Raw genomic sequence first — 17,896 nt, forward strand, 5'->3', positions numbered from 1 at the left:
CGCCATTATGCGCGATGGGCATGACAGCCCGTCAGCGCTTCTCGAACACCGCGATGCTTTCCACGTGTGCGGTGTGCGGGAACATGTCCATGGCACCGGCGCTGACCAGAGTGAAGCCCTGTTCGTTGACCAGGTAGCCGGCGTCACGCGCCAGCGAGCCCGGGTGGCAGCTGACGTAGACGATGCGCTTGAACTGCTTCAGCGGCAGCTGCTGCAGCACTTCGATCGCACCCGAACGCGGCGGGTCGAGCAGCAGCTTGTCGAAGCCCTGGCGCATCCACGCGGTGCTGCGCTGGTCCTGGGTCAGGTCGGCACTGAAGAACTGCGCGTTGGCCAGGCCGTTGCGCTCGGCATTCTCGCGGGCACGCGCGACCAGGCCGGCATCGCCTTCCACGCCGACCACTTCGCGCACGCGGCGGGCCAGTGGCAGGGTGAAGTTGCCCAGGCCGCAGAACAGGTCCAGCACGCGCTCGTCCTCACCCGGTTCCAGCAGGTCCAGGGCGTGGGCGATCATCTTCTCGTTGAGCTTGGCGTTGACCTGGATGAAGTCCAGCGGGCGGAATGCCAGCTCGACATCCCACGGTGCCAGCCGGAACGACAGCGGCACGCCCTGCCCGTCCAGCGGCTGCACGGTGTCCACGCCGCCGGACTGCAGGTAGATCACAAAGCCATGCTGCTGGCCGAAGGCGGCCCAGGCGGCGCGGTCGGCATCGCTGAGCGGCTGCAGGTGCCGCACGGTCAGGACCACGGCCTGGTCGCCAGCGATGAATTCGATCTGCGGGATGTCACGCTTGCCATCGAGCGATTCGATGAAGGTGGACAGGGCCTCGACCTTGGTGCCGATCTCCGGAATCACGGTCAGGCACTGGCCGAGGTCGGCCACGAACCGCGGGTCCTGTTCACGGAAACCGACCAGGGTCTTGTCCTTCTTCTCGACCCGGCGCACCGAGAAACGGCCCTTGCGGCGGTAGCCCCAGCTCTCGCCGACCAGCGGCGCCAGCACGGTACCCGGCTTCACGTGGCCGATCCGCTCCAGGTTGTCCATCAGCACGCGCTGCTTGGCGACGATCTGCTGGTCTTCGTCCAGATGCTGCAGCACGCAGCCGGCGCAGGTGCCGAAGTGCGGGCATTTGGGGGTGACACGCTGCGGCGAGGCCTGCAGCACCTGTACCGTGCGCGCCTCGTCGAAATGGCGGCTGCGGGCGGTCTGTTCCGCCATCACCACCTCGCCCGGCAAGGCGCCGCTGATGAAGGTGACCTTGCCGCCCTCGCCTTCACGGCGGGCGACGCCGCGGCCATCATGGCTGAGGTCGAGGATTTCGGTCTGGAACGGGGTACGGTCGATGCGGGAGCGGGATCGGGCCACGTGGCGACAGGCTGCGGGCAAAAAATGGGGGCGTATTGTCGCAGATCCTGACCGGCAGGGTCCGCACCCGCTTGCGCCCGTCGCCGTCGTGCTTGATGATTGGACCAGCTGACATGGAGGCAGCCCTGATGCAGATGACCCCGCGGACCAGCCGGCCCCGCTTCCTGCTTGTCGAGGACGACATCATCAGCCGCGGTTTTTTCAAAGCGGCGTTGGAAACGTTACCAGCGGATGTGGACACCGCAGACTCACTGGCCAGCGCGCTGGCCAGCGCCGAGCCCGGCGCGCATGACCTGTGGCTGATCGACGTCAATCTGCCCGACGGCAATGGCGCGCAGCTGCTGCGCGAACTGCGCCGTTCACACCCCGATACCCCGGCGTTGGCGCATACCGCCGACGGCGACACCTCCATTCATGCCCGCCTGCGCGAAGCCGGTTTCAGCGACACCCTGGTCAAACCGCTGGGCCGCGACCAGCTGCTGAAGGCAGTGCGCCGGGCCCTGGTGAACAGCCCGGCGGGCATCTTCGTGGCCCAGGCCCCGGCAGCGGTCGAGCTGCAGGTGCAGGACTGGGACGAGACCGCGGCACTGGCCGCACTCAATGGCCAGCGCAACCACCTGATCGCGCTGCGAGAACTGTTCCTGGCCGAGTTGCCCGGCGTGCGCGACGCGGTCGAGCAGGCGGTGCACCAGCATGACGAGCGGCAACTGCGCAGCCAGTTGCATCGGCTGCAGGCGAGTTGCGGCTTCGTGGGTGCGGCACGGCTGGGCCGGGCGGTGCGCCAGCTGCATCATGCGCCCGAGTCGGGGCAGGCCCAGGACGGGTTCCGCGCCGCAGTGGCTGCCTTGCTGCACTGAGGGGTGTTCGGCAGGGCTTGCAGCCCTGCACCTGCCGAGGCCAAAGCAACAGCAACAGCAGGCTATCCGAGGGATGGCGGGGCGGTGTCGGAGTGCGGGGACGCCGTAAACCCGTCCATGGGGGCTTGGCAGCCGCATCCATGCGGCTGACACCCCGCACTCCGACACCGCCCCACCTCTGACAGATTCCGGCGGCTGTGGATGGGTGTCGACCTTGGTCGACACGGTAGATCCACGCCATGCGTGGATGCTTTTCGATTCCAATTCGAAATATTCGATTCCGATGGAAATTCATCCACGCATGGCGTGGATCTACTGCAGATTGCGGAAATCTGTCGAAGGCGGGGTGGGTCCGGTTGCGGGAGTGTCCGCGGCATGGATGCCGCGGCCAAGCCCCCATGGATGGGTTTACGGCATCTCCCGCAACCGGACCCACCCCGCCTACCCACGGATAGCCAGCTTTTGCAGTTGACGTTGACGTTGATTCGGCGGGTGCAGGGCTGCAAGCCCTGCCGGACACCCCTCAACGCCTGGGGGCGAGCTGCTCGAGCAGTTCCCAGGACTTCAGGCCTCGCGGCCCCAGATGATGGGCCAGTACCCGCCGCATCGGCAGCCGCAGGCTGGCCAGGTCGGCCGCCTCGGGCTCCTCGTCGGCGGCAAGCGCCAGCAGCGCCGAGCCTGTGGCCGCCGCCTGGCGCTCGCCGCCACGCTCGCTCAGCAGCCGTTGCGGCCCTTCCTGCGGGTCCAACGCATAGCGTGCAGCCGGGTCGACCGGCTGGCCGTCGCTGGCGCTGTCCAGTTCGAAACCCAGGCCCAGCGCCGACAGCAGTTCGCGTTCGAAACGACGCAGGGTCCAGGCCAGGCCGGCACCGACCGCCAGCCGCGCGCGCGCCTCACCGTAGGCGAGGTACAGCTCCGGCAACGGGTCCTGGCGAGGGGCCAGGCGCAGGGTCAGTTCACTCAGGTAGAAACCGGCCAGCATCGCCTGGCCAACCAATCGCGGCGCGGCATCCAGCGCCTCGGCAGCGCGCAGTTGCGCCAGTTCACCCCTCTGCTGGGCGCTGAAACGGATCCACTGCAACGGCTGCAGGGCAGCGCGCAGCACCTGCCCCTTCGCCGTTGAAACACCGCGCGCGAGCAGGCCGATGCGGCCATGCTGCGCGCTCAATACCTCCACCAGCAGGCTGGTCTCGCGATAGGCCCGTGCATGCAGCACGAAGCCGGTGTCGTCCTCGATCATCATCGAAGCGACCGGGTCGGCCTACTCGTAGCCGAAGGCCTTCAGCGCGGCCTCGTCATCGGACCAGCCTTCACGCACGCGCACCCAGGTTTCCAGGAACACCTTGGCCCCGAACAGGCGCTCCATCTGCAGGCGGGACTTGGCACCGATCTCCTTCAGGCGCGCACCACCCTTGCCGATCACGATGGCCTTCTGGCCTTCGCGCTCGACCCAGATCACCGCACCGATGCGCAGCAGGTTGCCGTCTTCGGTGAAGCGCTCGATTTCCACCGTGGTGGCGTACGGCAGTTCTTCGCCGAGCTGGCGCATCAGCTGCTCGCGCACCAGTTCGCCAGCCAGGAAACGCTGGCTGCGGTCGGTGATCTCGTCCTCGCCGAACATCGGCGGGGCTTCCGGCAGCAGCTTCAGCACGTCGCGCACCAGCGCTTCCAGGCCATTGCGCTTCTGTGCGGAAATCGGATGCACGGCGGCGAAGTCGCGGCCTTCGGTCACCTGCTGCAGGAACGGCAGCAGCGCGCCCTTTTCCTTCAGGCGATCGATCTTGTTGACCACCAGCACCACCGGGATGCCGGCATCGCGCAGCACGTTGAAGGCCAGGCTGTCTTCTTCGTCCCAGCGCCCGGCTTCGATCACCAGCAGGCCGGCGTCGACGCCTTCCAGCGAGCCACGCGCGGCGCGGTTCATCACCCGGTTCATCGCCCGCTTCTGCACCTTGTGCAGGCCGGGGGTGTCGACCAGCACCAGCTGGCCTTCCGGATACGTGGCGATGCCCAGCAGGCGATGGCGCGTGGTCTGCGGGCGGTTGGAGACGATGCTGACCTTGGCGCCGACCAGGGCATTGGTCAGGGTCGACTTGCCCACGTTCGGGCGGCCGATGACGGCCACGCTGCCGCAATGATGGGGAGTTTGTTCGCTCACTTGGAATCCAGTTGTTCTAGGACGGCCGCAGCCGCCTGTTGTTCGGCAAGCCGCCGCGAGGCGCCTTCGCCCTCGGTGCTGGCGGCCGGGTCAGCTACGTTGCAGCGTACCCGGAAGTGTTTGGCGTGGTCGTCACCGGATTCTGACACCAGTTCGTACTGCGGCAACGCCTTCTGTCGGGCCTGCAGCCATTCCTGCAGGCGGGTCTTGGGGTCCTTCTCGGGCCGGCCGGAGGCCGGCAGTGCCTCGATCGACGCGCTGAACCAGGGCAGTACCACCGCCCGGCAGGCCTCGAAACCGGCATCCAGGTAGATCGCGGCCACCACGGCTTCCACCGCGTCGGCCAGGATCGAGTCGCGGCGATGACCGCCGGACTTCATTTCGCCAGGGCCCAGCGTCAGCCGCTCGCCCAGTTCCAGGCTGCGCCCGATCACCGCCAGCGCGCCTTCACGCACCAGCTCGGCGCGGGCACGGGTCATCGCGCCTTCGTCGGCCTTCGGCCAGCGCCGGTACAACGCCTCGGCCGCCATCATGTTGACGATGCTGTCGCCGAGGAACTCCAGGCGCTCGTTGTGCGGCGCACCCGCACTGCGATGGGTCAGCGCCTGCTTGAGCAGGGCCGCATCGCGGAAGGGATGACCGATCAGGTCGCTACGTTGGATGAATTTACTGGGCACCGCTTCGTGTCAGGTCCTGGGAAGAATCAAAATTGCCAACCACATCGAGGTTGCCGATCAGCGGACGACGTACTTCGTAGTTGACCTTGAGGGTCCAGCCGTTGTCGCGACGATCGAACTTCACATTGGCCGGCTTCACGTTGTCCGAGTAGTTGATGTACAGGCGCTTGAAGAACAGGTCCTGGATGCGGGCCGGTTCCATGTTGCCCACGCCCGGCTCGTTGGCCAGGCTCTTCATCGCCGAGCGCACCGCGTAGTACTCCTGGTACATCGGGAACAGCTTCATGCCGATGTAGAGGAAGAAGCCAACCACGATCAGGACCGTCAGGAACGAGGTCAGGGTCATGCCGCGCTGCGTGTTCATCGTCTTCATTGCGTTCTCCCCAGATACGCGTTGGATGTGAAAATACTCAGGTGATGCCCGATCAGTTGATGCTCGAGCCGATCCGCGACGGCTCGAAGCCATCCTTGCAGAACCAGCCCTGGCAGTTCAGCCAGATCAGGAAGGCCTTGCCGCGCAGGTTCTCTTCCGGCAGCAGGCCCCAGAAACGGCCATCGTCGCTGTTGTCACGGTTGTCGCCCATCACCAGGTACTTGCCGGCCGGCACGGTCCACTGGCCCTGGCCACGCGGATAGTCGGTCTCCAGCACGGTGTGGGTGCGGCCCGGCAGGTGCTCGACCAGCAGGTTGGCGCCCTCGCCCTGGCCCTTGTGGCCGGCATAGATGCCCTTGTTGTCGTACTTCAGCGGCTCGCCATTGAGGATCACGCCGTCGCCTTCGAAGACGATGGTGTCACCTGGCACGCCGATCACGCGCTTGATGAAGTTCTCGCCCTTGGCCGGGTCGTTGTCGCTGTGGCCGGGGAAGTGGAACACCACCACGTCGCCACGCGACGGCTCGCCGAACGGCACGATCTTGGTGTTGCTGATCGGCAGGCGCAGGCCGTAGGAGAACTTGTTGACCAGGATGAAGTCGCCGATCAGCAGGTTCGGCATCATCGAGCTGGACGGGATCTTGTACGGCTCGGCGATGAAGCTGCGCACGATCAGCACGATCGCCAGCACCGGGAAGAACGCACGCGAGTAGTCCACCAGCACCGGCTCGGAATCGAGCAGGCCCGCGCGCTGGGCGCGGCGCTTGGCGAGGTACAGCTTGTCCGCGAGCAGGATCAGGCCCGAGGCCAGGGTCAGCACGACCAGGAGGATCTCAAACAGTTTCATTCAGGGTCCTTTGCAACGTCACCAGACGACCGGCCCGCAGGGGCCGGTGCGGGCTTACTTGTTGTCCATCTGCAGCACGGCCAGGAACGCTTCCTGCGGGATTTCCACGCGGCCGACCTGCTTCATGCGCTTCTTGCCTTCCTTCTGCTTTTCCAGAAGCTTCTTCTTGCGCGAAACGTCGCCACCATAGCACTTGGCCAGCACGTTCTTGCGCATGGCCTTGACCGTGGTACGGGCGATGATCTGCGAGCCGACCGCGGCCTGGATGGCCACGTCGAACATCTGGCGCGGGATCAGGTCCTTCATCTTCTCGCACAGCTCGCGGCCGCGGCGATCAGCATGGCTGCGGTGCACGATCAGCGACAACGCATCGACCTTGTCGCCGTTGATCAGCACGTCCACACGCACGAACGGGCCGGCGTCGAAACGCACGAAGTGGTAGTCCAGCGAGGCATAGCCACGGCTGACCGACTTCAGCTTGTCGAAGAAGTCCAGCACCACTTCGGCCATCGGCAGCTCGTAGCTGATCTGCACCTGGCTGCCCAGGTAGTTGATGCCGATCTGGCTGCCGCGCTTTTCTTCGCACAGCTTGATGATGTTGCCGATGTACTCCTCGGGGGTGAGCACGTTGGCACGGATGATCGGCTCGCGGATCTCCTCGACCTGGTTCACCGGCGGCAGCTTGGCCGGGTTGTCCATGTTGATGATCGAGCCATCGGTCTTCAGCACCTCATACACCACCGTCGGCGCGGTGCTGATCAGGTCCAGGTTGTATTCGCGCTCCAGGCGCTCCTGCACGATCTCCATGTGCAGCATGCCGAGGAAGCCGCAGCGGAAGCCGAAGCCCATCGCCTCGGAGCTTTCCGGCTCGAAACGCAGCGCGGCATCGTTCAGGCGCAGCTTGTCCAGCGCTTCGCGCAGGTCCGGGTAATCCTCGGCGTCCACCGGGAACAGGCCGGCGAACACGCGCGGCTGCATTTCCTGGAAGCCCGGCAGCGGCTTCGGTGCCGGGTCGCCGGCCAGGGTCAGGGTGTCGCCGACCGGCGCGCCGTGCACGTCCTTGATGCTGGCGGTGACCCAGCCCACTTCACCGGCACGCAGCGCCGGCAGCACCTTGCGCTTCGGCGTGAACACGCCGACGTTGTCGACCTGGTGGTTGCGGCCGGTGGACATCACCTGCAGCTTGTCACCGGGCTTGATCTCGCCCTGCATCACGCGCACCAGCGAGACCACGCCGAGGTAGTTGTCGAACCACGAGTCGATGATCAGCGCCTGCAGCTTCTCGGTGTCGCGCGGCGTCGGCGGCGGAATGCGGTGCACGATCGCCTCCAGCACGTCCTGCACGTTCAGGCCGGTCTTGGCGCTGACCGGCACGGCGTCGGAGGCGTCGATGCCGATCACGGCCTCGATTTCGGCCTTGGCGCGCTCGATGTCGGCGGTGGGCAGGTCGATCTTGTTGATCACCGGCACCACTTCCAGGCCCTGCTCGACCGCGGTGTAGCAGTTGGCCACCGACTGCGCTTCCACGCCCTGGGCGGCATCGACGACCAGCAGCGCGCCCTCGCAGGCGGCCAGCGAGCGGCTGACTTCATAGGAGAAGTCGACGTGGCCCGGGGTATCGATGAAGTTCAGGTGGTAGGTCTGCCCGTCCTTGGCCAGGTACGGCAGCGACACCGACTGCGCCTTGATCGTGATGCCACGCTCGCGCTCGATCGGGTTGGAGTCGAGCACCTGCGCTTCCATCTCACGGGCCTGCAGGCCACCGCAGAGCTGGATGATGCGGTCGGCCAGCGTGGACTTGCCGTGGTCGACATGGGCAATGATGGAGAAGTTGCGGATGTTCCGCATCGAATCAGAAGACATAGGTGGCGGCGGCGCGCGGCGTCGTCAGGGTAACGGTCGATTATCGCATGCCCGGCGCCTCGCCGCGAAAACGGCCTCGTCGGGCCGGCCCGGAACGGCCGAAGCCCCGCCGGGGCGGGGCTTCGGGGTAGATGGCAGCCGCCGCAGCAGCGGCCCAGACAGGCCTTACTGGCCGGCCTTCACCGCCACGAACGCGCTGTTGCCGTTGCCGGTACGCACCAGCAGCATCACCACATCGTCCTTCTTGTAGCTGGACAGCGCGCGGTTGAGGCCATCCACGCTGCCAACCGGGGTGCGCCCGACCTGCAGGATCACCATGCCCGGAGACAGGCCGGCATCACGCGCCGCCTGGCCCTTGACCCCGGTGATGCGCACGCCCTCGTTGCCGTCCAGGCCGAACTGCTTGCGCTGCGGCGCGGTCAGGTCGCTGACGTCCAGGCCCAGCAGGGCATTGGCCCCGGCCTGCGGCGCCGCATCGGGCTTGGCCGTGGCGGCCGCGCGGGCATTGCCCTGGCCATCTTCACTGAGTGCGGTCAGCGTTGCGCTGAGGTCGCGCGGCTTGCCATCGCGGATCACGCCCAGGGTGACCCGGCTGCCCGGTGCCATCGCACCGATCAGCGGTGGCAGGTCCGACCAGCTGTTGACCGGGCTGCCGTTGACCGAGCGCACCACGTCACCGATCTGTACGCCGGCCTTCTCGGCCGCACTGCCGGCCACGATCTGGTTGACCAGCGCACCGCGGCTGTCCGGCAGGCCCAGGCCCTGCGCCTTCAGCGAATCGATCGGTTCGACCACCGCACCCAGCTGGCCACGGGTGACCTTGCCACTCTTCTTGATCTGCTCGACCGCGCTCATCGCCAGGTCGATCGGGATCGCGAAGCTGATGCCCATGTAGCCACCGGAGGCGGAGAAGATCTGCGAGTTGATGCCGACCACTTCACCGCGGGTGTTCAGCAGCGGGCCGCCGGAGTTGCCCTGGTTGATCGCCACGTCGGTCTGGATGAACGGCACGTAGCGCTGGTCGGCACCACCGGTGCTGCGGCCCAGCGCACTGACGATGCCCGCGGTGACCGAGTGATCGAGGCCGAATGGCGAGCCGATCGCGACAACCCACTGGCCTGGCTTCAGGGTGTTGGAATCCCCCACGCGCACGGTCGGCAGGTTCTTGCCGTCGATCTTCAGCAGGGCCACGTCGTACTGCTGGTCGCTGCCCACCACCTTGGCGTTGAACTCGCGGCTGTCACCCAGCTTCACCTTCACCTCGCTGGCATCGGCCACCACGTGGTAGTTGGTCAGCACGTAACCGTCGGGCGAGATGATGAAACCCGAGCCCATGCCGCGGCCCTTGATGCTGGGACCGCCATCCTGGCCACCCGGGCCCTGCCCCGGCATCGGGAAGTCCGGGCCGAAGAAGCGGCGGAAGAACTCGGGCATGTCATCGTCGCCGCCCATCGGGCCCCGCGAGGCCTGGCGGTTGTTGCGCACGATGGTGGTGTCGACGTTGACCACGCCCGGCCCGACCTGTTCGACCAGGTGGGTGAAGTCAGGCAGGCCGGTGACCAGCGGCTGCGCGGGCGCCCGCGGCGCCGCAGCCGGCGCGGGCTGGGTCTGCGCCGCAGGCGCCGGCGCCTGGGCGCAGGCCATCAAGGGAAGGGTCAGGGCCAGCAGGCCGATGGCCTGCGTGCGGAGTCGGGGAGTCATCGGACGGCAACCTCCGGATCGGGTGGAAAGAGGAATACGGGCCCCGCCGACGGCGGGGCGTGAAAGCGCCCGGCTCAGTCGCGCGGGCGCGGCGGCACCGGCAGGTCATCCTGCAGGCGCGGCTCGAACGGGTAGAACGCAGCACCACCGGCGTGGGCCGGGAAGCTGGCATTGAGCGCGCCACCCGCCGCGGGGGCCAGGCTGGAGCGGGGCCACGGTCGCGCCTGCAGTGCTCCCACCTCGCCAAACGGCAGGTTGCGGCTGGCGTTGGCCGGCACCGTCGGGGTCAACGGCGCCTGCGCGGCGGCCACCGCACGCTGCGGGCTGTCATCACGCTGGGCGACGCGCGCGGCCTGCTGGCTGCGGGTCGCGCTGGCGCGACGGCTGTCCTGGCGGCGGCTGGCCGCGGCCATTGCCACCGCCGGCGCAGCCGCCACGGCCATCGTTGCGGTATCCACCGACGCCTCGGTGACCGCAGCCGGGCCGCTCGGCGCCGGCGCCAGTTCAGCCTGGCTGGCGACCACCTGCGGTGCCAGCGGCTCGCCGGGGGCGGCCTCCTGAAGCTTCTCGCCGCCCATGAACAGGGCCACGGCAGCGACCGAGGCGGCCAGTGCGGCACCACCGCCCCAGGCCCGCCAGCCGCTGCGACGCGCCTGGCGGCGCGGCTCGGCCTGCGGTGCCGGTTCGGTCGCGATGGCAGCCGCCACGGCGGCACTGAAGCCGGCCGGGGCCAGTGCCGGGGCCTGCCCGCGCATCACGTCGCCCAGCAGTTGCCAGCGTTCCTGGCAACCCGCCAGCTCCGGATCATGCTCCATGCGGCGCAACAGGAAGCGCGCTTCATCGGCGCCCAGCTCGCCGTCGACCAGGGCCGACAGCTGTTCGCGGTGGCGCTGGTCCAGGCGCTGCCCGGCAGGGGATTGATGGTTCTGCGATTCGTTGAACGGATTGCTGGTCAGATTGCTGGTCATACGCGGCTCTTCTCACGGGTGGCGCTGCCGATGTCCAACAGCGGCCGGAGTTCGGTGTCGATCGCCTCGCGCGCCCGGAAGATCCGTGAACGCACGGTGCCGATCGGGCACCCCATCTTCTGCGCGATATCCTCGTAACTCAGGCCTTCCACCTCGCGCAGGGTGATCGCCAACCGGAGTTCCTCCGGCAGCGCGTTGACGGCCTTCATCACCGTCTGTTCCAGCTCCTGGCGCATCAACTCGCGTTCGGGCGTGTCGGTGTCGCGCAGGCGCGTACCGCTGTCGAACTGTTCGGCGTCGCCGATGTCGATGTCATCGGTCGGCGGCCGTCGATTGTGTGAAGCCAGGTAGTTTTTGGCGGTATTCACGGCGATTCGATGCAACCAGGTTGAGAACTGGGCATCACCACGGAAACTTCCGATCGCGCGGTACGCACGGATGAAAGTGTCCTGGGCGACGTCCTGACATTCGCTCCAGTCGGCGATGTAGCGACCGACGAGGGCCACGACCCGATGCTGGTACTTGCGTACCAGGACATCGAACGCCGCGCTCTCACCGCGCTGCACACGCCGGACCAGTTCCAGATCCAGCTCCTGTGGTGTATCAACCTCGGCCATGAGGGGCCGCACTCCTGTCAGCCCAACCGACGTCGGGCAATGAGACTGCCAATCCCGGGAAAAGTTCAGTCGCCGATCACCCGGCGCCGCACCAGCTTTTAACCACCGTTCCGTTAGCGTCCCGGTCCACGGCCATGGATCCGGGGTCGCCACTCCCCTGCTATTGGGATTTGACGCGGGGGAAACAACCTCTGGATCATAGCCGCTTCTCCATACACAACCGGATGGAACGTCCATGCTTTCAGGCTTCGATGGTCTCCGCTTCAGCCACTGGCACCCCGAGATCCGCGACGACGGCGTGGTGGTTCTCTCCCTGGATCGTCAGGACAGCAGCGTCAACGCGATGTCGCAGGACGTGCTGCTGGAACTGGGCGACCTGCTTGAGCGCATCGCGCTGGACCCGCCAAAGGGCGTGGTGATCCAGTCGCTGAAGAAGGCCGGCTTCATCGCTGGCGCGGACCTGAAGGAATTCCAGGAATTCGACCGCCGCGGCACCGTCAACGATGCGATCCGCCGCGGCCAGGCCACCTACCAGAAGCTGGCCGAGCTGCCCTGCCCGACCGTGGCGGCCATCCACGGCCACTGCCTGGGCGGCGGTACCGAGCTGGCGCTGGCCTGCCGCTACCGCGTGGCCTCCAATGACACCAGCACCCGCATCGGCCTGCCGGAAACCCAGCTGGGCATCTTCCCGGGCTGGGGCGGCAGCGCGCGCCTGCCGCAGCTGGTGGGCGCCCCGGCGGCGATGGACATGATGCTGACCGGCCGTACCCTGTCGGCCTCGGCGGCACGCGGTATCGGCCTGGTCGACAAGGTGGTGGCGCCGGCGGTCGTGCTCGACACCGCCGTCGCGCTGGCGCTGTCCGGCACCACCCGTCCGTTCAAGCAGCGTGCGCTGGCCTGGGCCACCAATACCTGGCCGGCACGCCAGCTGCTGGCGCCGCAGATGGTCAAGCAGGTCGCGCGCAAGGCGAAGAAGGACCAGTACCCGGCGCCGTACGCGCTGATCAGCACCTGGCAGCGCAGCGGCGGCAAGCCGATCCAGGCGCGCCTGGATGCCGAACGCCGCGCAGTGGTGAAGCTGGCCAGCACGCCGACCGCGCGCAACCTGATCCGCATCTTCTTCCTGACCGAGCGCCTGAAGGGCCTGGGCGGCGGTGATTCCGGCATCCGGCACGTGCACGTGGTCGGTGCCGGCGTGATGGGCGGCGACATCGCTGCGTGGGCCGCCTACAAGGGCTTCGAAGTGACCCTGCAGGACCGCGAGCAGCGATTCATCGACCCGGCCATGGAGCGTGCGCAGGCACTGTTCGCCAAGAAGGTGCGCGACGACAGCAAGCGCCCGGCGGTGGCCGCGCGCCTGCGTGCCGACCTGGACGGCAACGGCGTGGCCGAGGCCGATCTGGTGATCGAGGCCATCATCGAGAACCCGGAGGCCAAGCGTGCGCTGTACCAGACGCTGGAGCCGAAGATGAAGCACGACGCGTTGCTGACCACCAACACCTCCTCGATTCCGCTGGTGGAACTGCGCGACCACATCCAGCGCCCAGCGCAGTTCGCCGGCCTGCACTACTTCAACCCGGTGGCGCAGATGCCGCTGGTGGAAATCATCCATCACGACGGCATGGCGCCGGAGACCGAGCGCCGCCTGGCCGCGTTCTGCAAGGCACTGGGCAAATTCCCGGTGCCGGTGGCCGGCAGCCCGGGCTTCCTGGTCAACCGCGTGCTGTTCCCGTACATGCTGGAAGCGGCCACCGCGTATGCCGAAGGCATTCCGGGCCCGGTGATCGACAAGGCCGCGGTGAAGTTCGGCATGCCGATGGGCCCGATCGAACTGATCGACACCGTCGGCCTGGACGTGGCCGCCGGTGTCGGCCGTGAACTGGCGCCGTTCCTGGGCCTGCAGATTCCGGCGGCGCTGCAGACGGTGGAACCGGACAAGCGCGGCAAGAAGGATGGCCAGGGCATCTACACCTGGGAGAACGGCAAGCCGAAGAAGCCGGACGTGGCCAGCGATTACCAGGCCCCGGCCGACCTGGAGGACCGCCTGATCCTGCCGCTGTTGAACGAGGCGGTGGCCTGCCTGCACGAAGGCGTGGTGGCCGACGCGGACCTGCTGGATGCCGGCGTGATCTTCGGCACCGGGTTCGCGCCGTTCCGCGGTGGTCCGATCCAGCACATCCGTGCGGTGGGTGCTGATGCGATCGTCGAGCGGCTGAAGGCGTTGCAGCAGCGCCATGGCGATCGTTTCGCGCCGCGCCCGGGCTGGGACAACCCGGCCCTGCGCGAACCGGTGGTGTGAGTTGATCGGCCGGGCCTGCGGCCCGGCACCCGCTGGATCAAAAGCCAAAGCCAAAGCCAAAGCCAAAGCCAAAGCCAAAGCCAGAGCCAGAGCCAGAGCCAGAGCCGGAGCAACAGCCGGCTCTGGCTTTTCTGTTAGGTGGGTAGGGCGGTGTGGGCAGGCAGGACACGCCGTAAACCCATCCATGGGGGCTCGATGGCGCCATCCATGGCGCCAACGGTCCTGCCTGCCCACACCGCCCCACCCCTGACAGTTTCCCGGTGACGGTTGGTGAACTACGAACCCGGTGGGTGTCGACCTTGGTCGACACCTGAGCGAAGCGACCGGCGTTTGATTCTGATTTTGATTTTCTTTTTTTCTTCTCCGTGGCTGGACGCCCACGGACACTGTCAGAGGCCGGGCGGGTGGGTTGCGCAGGACCGTTGGCGCCATGGATGGCGCCATCGAGCCCCCATGGGTGAGGGCGCTTTGCTTGCGAAGCACTGCTTCGCAAGCGCCCGAACGCACAGCCGCCAGCGGCTGGGCCGGACCCCGGAGGGGGGTTTACGGCGTGTCCTGCGCAACCCACCCGCCCGGCCAAACACGAGATACGCATTGCGCGTCCAGCCACGAGGGGCTGCGCCGTTGGCTGGAACAACCTGTTACCCATACGGGGCATGCCCCCGTCACAGCTGCATGCGATGCTGACCACCTGATCCCTGCCAGCGAGAACGCCCGCATGACCACCATCATCGCCCCGCGCGTGCACGACATCGGCGGACTCGAAGTCCGTCGCGCCGTCCCGACCCTGCAGGCACGCAGCATCGGTTCGTTCGTGTTCGTCGACCAGATGGGCCCGGCACTCATGCATCCCGGTACGGCCATCGACGTGCGCCCGCACCCGCATATCGGCCTGGCCACCGTTACCTACCTGTGGTCCGGCGCGATCGGCCACCGCGACACGCTGGGCTCGGACCAGGTGATCCGCCCGGGCGACGTGAACTGGATGACTGCCGGCCGCGGCATCGCCCATTCCGAACGCACGCCGCAGCCCGACCGCGATCACGACAACCCGATCCACGGCATGCAGACCTGGGTCGCGTTGCCGAAGTCGCATGAAGAGATTGAGCCGGCGTTCTACCACCATGCCGCTGCCACCCTGCCCGAGCAGCGCCGCAAGGGTGCCTGGCTGCGGGTCATCGCCGGCCGCGCCTACGGCGAGGAATCGCCGGTGAAGGTGTTCGCCGACACGCTCAACGTGGCGATCGACCTCGACCCGGATGCGGAGATCGATATCGACAATGGCCACCGCGAGCGCGCGCTGTACATCCTCGAGGGCGACGCGCAGCTGGATGGCGTGGACGTGCCCGCCCAGCACCTGATCATTCCCGAGGCAGGCGCCGTCGGCCGCCTGCGCGCGAAGACCCCGGTGAAGGCGATGCTGTTCGGCGGCGAACCGCTGGATGGCCCGCGCCACCTGTGGTGGAACTTCGTGTCCAGCTCGAAGGAACGCATCGAGCAGGCCAAGCACGACTGGGAAGCCGGCCGCTTCGGCACCATCCCCGGCGACGACAAGGAGTTCATCCCGCTGCCGCAGTACTGAACATCGCGTGTTGCACACATCCGAAGGTGTATCCCTGCACCCGGCGTTGACGCTACAGTCACCCGCTGATCACTGAAATGTGACATAAATCACACTTTCACCGTCAAAGGAGTGCAACACATGAGCATGGGTAAACGCTTGTCCGCCGAGTTCCTCGGCACGTTCTGGCTGGTTCTGGGTGGCTGCGGCAGCGCGGTGCTGGCCGCCAAGTTCGGCGGTGACGGCAATCCGCTGGGTATCGGATTCCTCGGCGTGGCGCTGGCCTTCGGCCTGACCGTGGTGACTGGCGCCTATGCGTTCGGCCACATCTCCGGCGCGCATTTCAATCCGGCGGTCAGCGTCGGTCTGTGGGCCGGTGGCCGCTTCCCGACCAAGGACCTGGTGCCCTACATCATCGCCCAGGTCGCTGGCGGCCTGCTGGCGGGCTTCATCCTGCTGCAGATCGCCTCCGGTGCCAGTGGCTTCGCCATTGATGGCAGCCAGGCCGGTGCATTTGCCAGCAACGGCTACGGCGCGCTGTCGCCCGGGGGCTACAGCGTGGCAGCCGCTTTCCTGTGCGAAGTGGTGCTCACTGCGGTGTTCCTGATCGTGATCATGGGGTCCACCCATGGCAAGGCACCGGCCGGCTTCGCGCCGCTGGCGATCGGCCTGTCGCTGACCCTGATCCACCTGATCAGCATCCCGGTGACCAACACCTCGGTGAACCCGGCCCGCTCCACTGCGGTGGCGTTCTTCGCCGGCAGCGGTGCGGTCAGCCAGCTGTGGCTGTTCTGGGTCGCCCCGCTGCTGGGCGGCGCGATCGGCGGCATCATCTACAAGTGGATCGGCAACGACCGCTGAGGCCTGTGCGGACCATTGCGGCCGACCATCGGCCGCAATGGTTACGCTTGTAACCGCAATTTGTGCGATCGCTCACGTTCCGTTAAGGTTGAGTTGACTGTCCGTGCACATGCCGGGCGGGGTGGCATCCGGGGATGGGATGCCAACGCCCCCATCCATCGGGCGGCGCCAAACGACACACCACCTTGGGGGATGCATGAAGTTCGCGCCTGTAGTGTTGTCGAGCCTGCTGTTCGCCGTGGCCCAGGCCGCCGCGCAGGCTCCCACCGAATGTCCTTCGCTGCCCGCCAGCAGCGGCCTGCAATGGCAGCAGCAGGCGCAGGCCGATTTCCTGGTCTGCCGCGCCAGCACCGGCGACGGCCGCGAAGTGCTGAGCCTGATGCTCAGTGCACGTGATCCGTCCATTCCACTGAATCGTACGCTGCGCCAGGAAAAGGGCAGCTTCGGCGGCGAATCACTCTACTGGTACCAGCCCGACCTCGGCGGCCAGCAGCCGCCCGGCTATGCCGAGCGGCGGATCAGCGTGGTCAAGCTCGACAAAGGGCGTTACGCGCAGATTTCGCTGTATCCGGACAGCCCGCAGGAACTGGGCTCGCTGCAGCAGCTGGCGCAGGGCATGAGCCTGACGCCGTCGGCCGTGGCCGCCGGGCGCTGACCATGATGGGGATGACTGCCTGGCAGCATCCCCGCAATGCGGCCCGATCACCGGGTAGTGCCGGCCGCTGGCCGGCACCCCGATCCGCCTTCGTCCGAGGCTGCTGCCGGCCAGCGGCCGGCACTACCTCAGAACCTGCCTTCCTGGAAATCGACGAAGGCCTGCATCAGTTCCTGCCGCGTGTTCATCACGAACGGGCCGTGCCGCATCACCGGCTCGCGCAGCGGACGACCGGCCACCAGGATCAACCGCGCGCCATCGCGGCCGGCCGAGATGTGCAGCTGCTCGCCACCGCCCAGCACCGCCAGTTCCTGGCGCGCCACGTCACGCGCGGCGTCCTGCTCGCCCACCGTCATCGCACCTTCGAATACATAGGCAAACGCGTTGTGCCCTTCCGGCAGTGCGTAGGTCCAGGCGCGGTCGGGCGCCAGCGTGATGTCCAGGTAGAGCGGATCGGTGGCCGGCTGCACGATCGGCCCGCGGGTACCGTCGACGCTGCCGGCAATCACCTTCACCTCCACGCCGGCGGCCGGCTGCACCCGCGGAATGCGCTCGGGCGCGAACTCCTGGTACTTCGGCTCGGTCATCTTGTCCTTCGCCGGCAGATTCACCCACAGCTGGAAACCGCGCATCTGCCCGCTTTCCTGTTCGGGCATCTCCGAATGCACCAGGCCGCGCCCCGCCGTCATCCACTGCACGCTGCCCGGGGTCAGCAGGCCTTCGTTGCCGTGGTTGTCGCGGTGCCGCATGCGCCCGTCGAGCATGTAGGTCACCGTCTCGAAACCACGGTGCGGATGCTCCGGGAAACCTGCGATGTAGTCCTCGGCGCGGTCGGTGCCGAATTCATCGAGCAGCAGGAACGGATCCAGGTCGGGCAGCGTCGGGCCACCGATGACGCGGGTCAGGCGCACGCCGGCACCATCGGAGGTGGGCATGCCACGGATGGTGCGCAGTACGCGGACCGGTTCGGGAAAGCTCATGGCGACTCCTGTTGGATGGATGCCCCTGAAGATGGACGCCACACGGCCGGACGCCAATGGACGGCTCCGCAACCGATTGTTCCATCGCTGATGTTCGCTGCACGTCAGCATTC

The 17,896-nt window shown here is 67.2% G+C and carries 16 protein-coding genes; 5 read left to right on the top strand and 11 right to left on the bottom strand.

Features of this window, described 5'->3' with window-relative positions; genetic code table 11:
- Nucleotides 1-31 precede the first annotated feature (31 nt).
- Nucleotides 32-1,366, bottom strand: a complete 1,335-nt coding sequence (gene rlmD / locus VN11_RS16175; RefSeq protein ID WP_053450478.1) for a 23S rRNA (uracil(1939)-C(5))-methyltransferase RlmD — start codon at nt 1,364-1,366, stop codon at nt 32-34.
- A 128-nt stretch (nt 1,367-1,494) separates the two neighbouring features.
- Here rlmD and VN11_RS16180 point away from each other — a divergent pair, with 128 nt between their 5' ends.
- Nucleotides 1,495-2,223: a response regulator gene (locus VN11_RS16180; protein ID WP_040009454.1), complete on the top strand. Its 729-nt coding sequence runs from the start codon at nt 1,495-1,497 to the stop codon at nt 2,221-2,223.
- Between the two features lie 523 nt (nt 2,224-2,746).
- Here VN11_RS16180 and recO read toward each other — a convergent pair.
- The 9 genes from recO to rpoE all read right to left on the bottom strand — a co-directional run bounded on the left by recO (nt 2,747) and on the right by rpoE (nt 11,427).
- Nucleotides 2,747-3,466 (bottom strand): DNA repair protein RecO, encoded by a 720-nt coding sequence (gene recO, locus VN11_RS16185; protein ID WP_053450479.1) that lies wholly within the window; start codon nt 3,464-3,466, stop codon nt 2,747-2,749.
- A gap of 18 nt (nt 3,467-3,484) precedes the next feature.
- Entirely contained in the window at nt 3,485-4,381 is an 897-nt protein-coding gene (gene era, locus VN11_RS16190) for a GTPase Era (RefSeq protein WP_005410599.1), read from the bottom strand.
- Entirely contained in the window at nt 4,378-5,058 is a 681-nt protein-coding gene (gene rnc, locus VN11_RS16195) for a ribonuclease III (RefSeq protein ID WP_053450480.1), read from the bottom strand. The genes era and rnc overlap by 4 nt, the downstream gene beginning before the upstream one ends.
- The gene (locus tag VN11_RS16200; RefSeq protein WP_006462472.1) at nt 5,048-5,431 is read right to left on the bottom strand and encodes a DUF4845 domain-containing protein; all 384 of its coding nucleotides are present in this window, start codon (nt 5,429-5,431) and stop codon (nt 5,048-5,050) included. Before VN11_RS16200 ends, rnc begins: the two co-directional genes overlap by 11 nt.
- Nucleotides 5,432-5,483: 52 nt before the next feature.
- Complete coding sequence (gene lepB / locus VN11_RS16205; RefSeq protein WP_006462474.1) at nt 5,484-6,278, bottom strand: signal peptidase I; 795 nt, start codon at nt 6,276-6,278, stop codon at nt 5,484-5,486.
- A 54-nt stretch (nt 6,279-6,332) separates the two neighbouring features.
- Nucleotides 6,333-8,126 carry a translation elongation factor 4 gene (lepA, locus tag VN11_RS16210; RefSeq protein WP_040007303.1) on the bottom strand — a complete coding sequence of 598 codons (1,794 nt, stop codon included), beginning with the start codon at nt 8,124-8,126 and terminating at the stop codon, nt 6,333-6,335.
- A 180-nt stretch (nt 8,127-8,306) separates the two neighbouring features.
- Nucleotides 8,307-9,842 (bottom strand): DegQ family serine endoprotease, encoded by a 1,536-nt coding sequence (locus tag VN11_RS16215; protein ID WP_053450481.1) that lies wholly within the window; start codon nt 9,840-9,842, stop codon nt 8,307-8,309.
- 74 nt (nt 9,843-9,916) lie between these two features.
- Nucleotides 9,917-10,798, bottom strand: coding sequence for a sigma-E factor negative regulatory protein (locus VN11_RS16220; protein WP_053451362.1), 882 nt, complete (start codon nt 10,796-10,798; stop codon nt 9,917-9,919).
- Between the two features lie 8 nt (nt 10,799-10,806).
- Complete coding sequence (gene rpoE / locus VN11_RS16225; protein WP_006462516.1) at nt 10,807-11,427, bottom strand: RNA polymerase sigma factor RpoE; 621 nt, start codon at nt 11,425-11,427, stop codon at nt 10,807-10,809.
- Between the two features lie 235 nt (nt 11,428-11,662).
- Between rpoE and VN11_RS16230 the strand changes: the two genes are divergently transcribed.
- The 4 genes from VN11_RS16230 (at nt 11,663) to VN11_RS16245 (ending at nt 16,803) form a co-directional block, all read left to right on the top strand.
- Nucleotides 11,663-13,726 carry a 3-hydroxyacyl-CoA dehydrogenase NAD-binding domain-containing protein gene (locus VN11_RS16230; protein ID WP_049456079.1) on the top strand — a complete coding sequence of 688 codons (2,064 nt, stop codon included), beginning with the start codon at nt 11,663-11,665 and terminating at the stop codon, nt 13,724-13,726.
- Between the two features lie 718 nt (nt 13,727-14,444).
- Complete coding sequence (locus tag VN11_RS16235) at nt 14,445-15,308, top strand: pirin family protein (protein WP_053450482.1); 864 nt, start codon at nt 14,445-14,447, stop codon at nt 15,306-15,308.
- A gap of 120 nt (nt 15,309-15,428) precedes the next feature.
- Nucleotides 15,429-16,148: an aquaporin Z gene (gene aqpZ, locus VN11_RS16240; protein ID WP_006462519.1), complete on the top strand. Its 720-nt coding sequence runs from the start codon at nt 15,429-15,431 to the stop codon at nt 16,146-16,148.
- Between the two features lie 196 nt (nt 16,149-16,344).
- Entirely contained in the window at nt 16,345-16,803 is a 459-nt protein-coding gene (locus VN11_RS16245) for a hypothetical protein (RefSeq protein WP_053450483.1), read from the top strand.
- Nucleotides 16,804-16,931: 128 nt separating this feature from the next.
- Here VN11_RS16245 and VN11_RS16250 read toward each other — a convergent pair whose 3' ends face one another.
- Nucleotides 16,932-17,783: a pirin family protein gene (locus tag VN11_RS16250; protein ID WP_053450484.1), complete on the bottom strand. Its 852-nt coding sequence runs from the start codon at nt 17,781-17,783 to the stop codon at nt 16,932-16,934.
- Nucleotides 17,784-17,896 lie beyond the last annotated feature (113 nt).

This window comes from Stenotrophomonas maltophilia (assembly GCF_001274595.1).
GTDB classification, from domain to species: domain Bacteria; phylum Pseudomonadota; class Gammaproteobacteria; order Xanthomonadales; family Xanthomonadaceae; genus Stenotrophomonas; species Stenotrophomonas forensis.

What these genes read in the sequence shown, in the direction of transcription:
- VN11_RS16250 (WP_053450484.1), bottom strand. Translation starts at nt 17,783, where the DNA reads ATGAGCTTTCCCGAACCGGTCCGCGTACTGCGCACCATCCGTGGCATG.
- rpoE (WP_006462516.1), bottom strand. Translation starts at nt 11,427, where the DNA reads ATGGCCGAGGTTGATACACCACAGGAGCTGGATCTGGAACTGGTCCGG.
- VN11_RS16230 (WP_049456079.1), top strand. Translation starts at nt 11,663, where the DNA reads ATGCTTTCAGGCTTCGATGGTCTCCGCTTCAGCCACTGGCACCCCGAG.
- VN11_RS16215 (WP_053450481.1), bottom strand. Translation starts at nt 9,842, where the DNA reads ATGACTCCCCGACTCCGCACGCAGGCCATCGGCCTGCTGGCCCTGACC.
- recO (WP_053450479.1), bottom strand. Translation starts at nt 3,466, where the DNA reads ATGATGATCGAGGACGACACCGGCTTCGTGCTGCATGCACGGGCCTAT.
- lepA (WP_040007303.1), bottom strand. Translation starts at nt 8,126, where the DNA reads ATGCGGAACATCCGCAACTTCTCCATCATTGCCCATGTCGACCACGGC.
- lepB (WP_006462474.1), bottom strand. Translation starts at nt 6,278, where the DNA reads ATGAAACTGTTTGAGATCCTCCTGGTCGTGCTGACCCTGGCCTCGGGC.
- VN11_RS16235 (WP_053450482.1), top strand. Translation starts at nt 14,445, where the DNA reads ATGACCACCATCATCGCCCCGCGCGTGCACGACATCGGCGGACTCGAA.
- aqpZ (WP_006462519.1), top strand. Translation starts at nt 15,429, where the DNA reads ATGAGCATGGGTAAACGCTTGTCCGCCGAGTTCCTCGGCACGTTCTGG.
- VN11_RS16180 (WP_040009454.1), top strand. Translation starts at nt 1,495, where the DNA reads ATGCAGATGACCCCGCGGACCAGCCGGCCCCGCTTCCTGCTTGTCGAG.
- VN11_RS16200 (WP_006462472.1), bottom strand. Translation starts at nt 5,431, where the DNA reads ATGAAGACGATGAACACGCAGCGCGGCATGACCCTGACCTCGTTCCTG.
- VN11_RS16245 (WP_053450483.1), top strand. Translation starts at nt 16,345, where the DNA reads ATGAAGTTCGCGCCTGTAGTGTTGTCGAGCCTGCTGTTCGCCGTGGCC.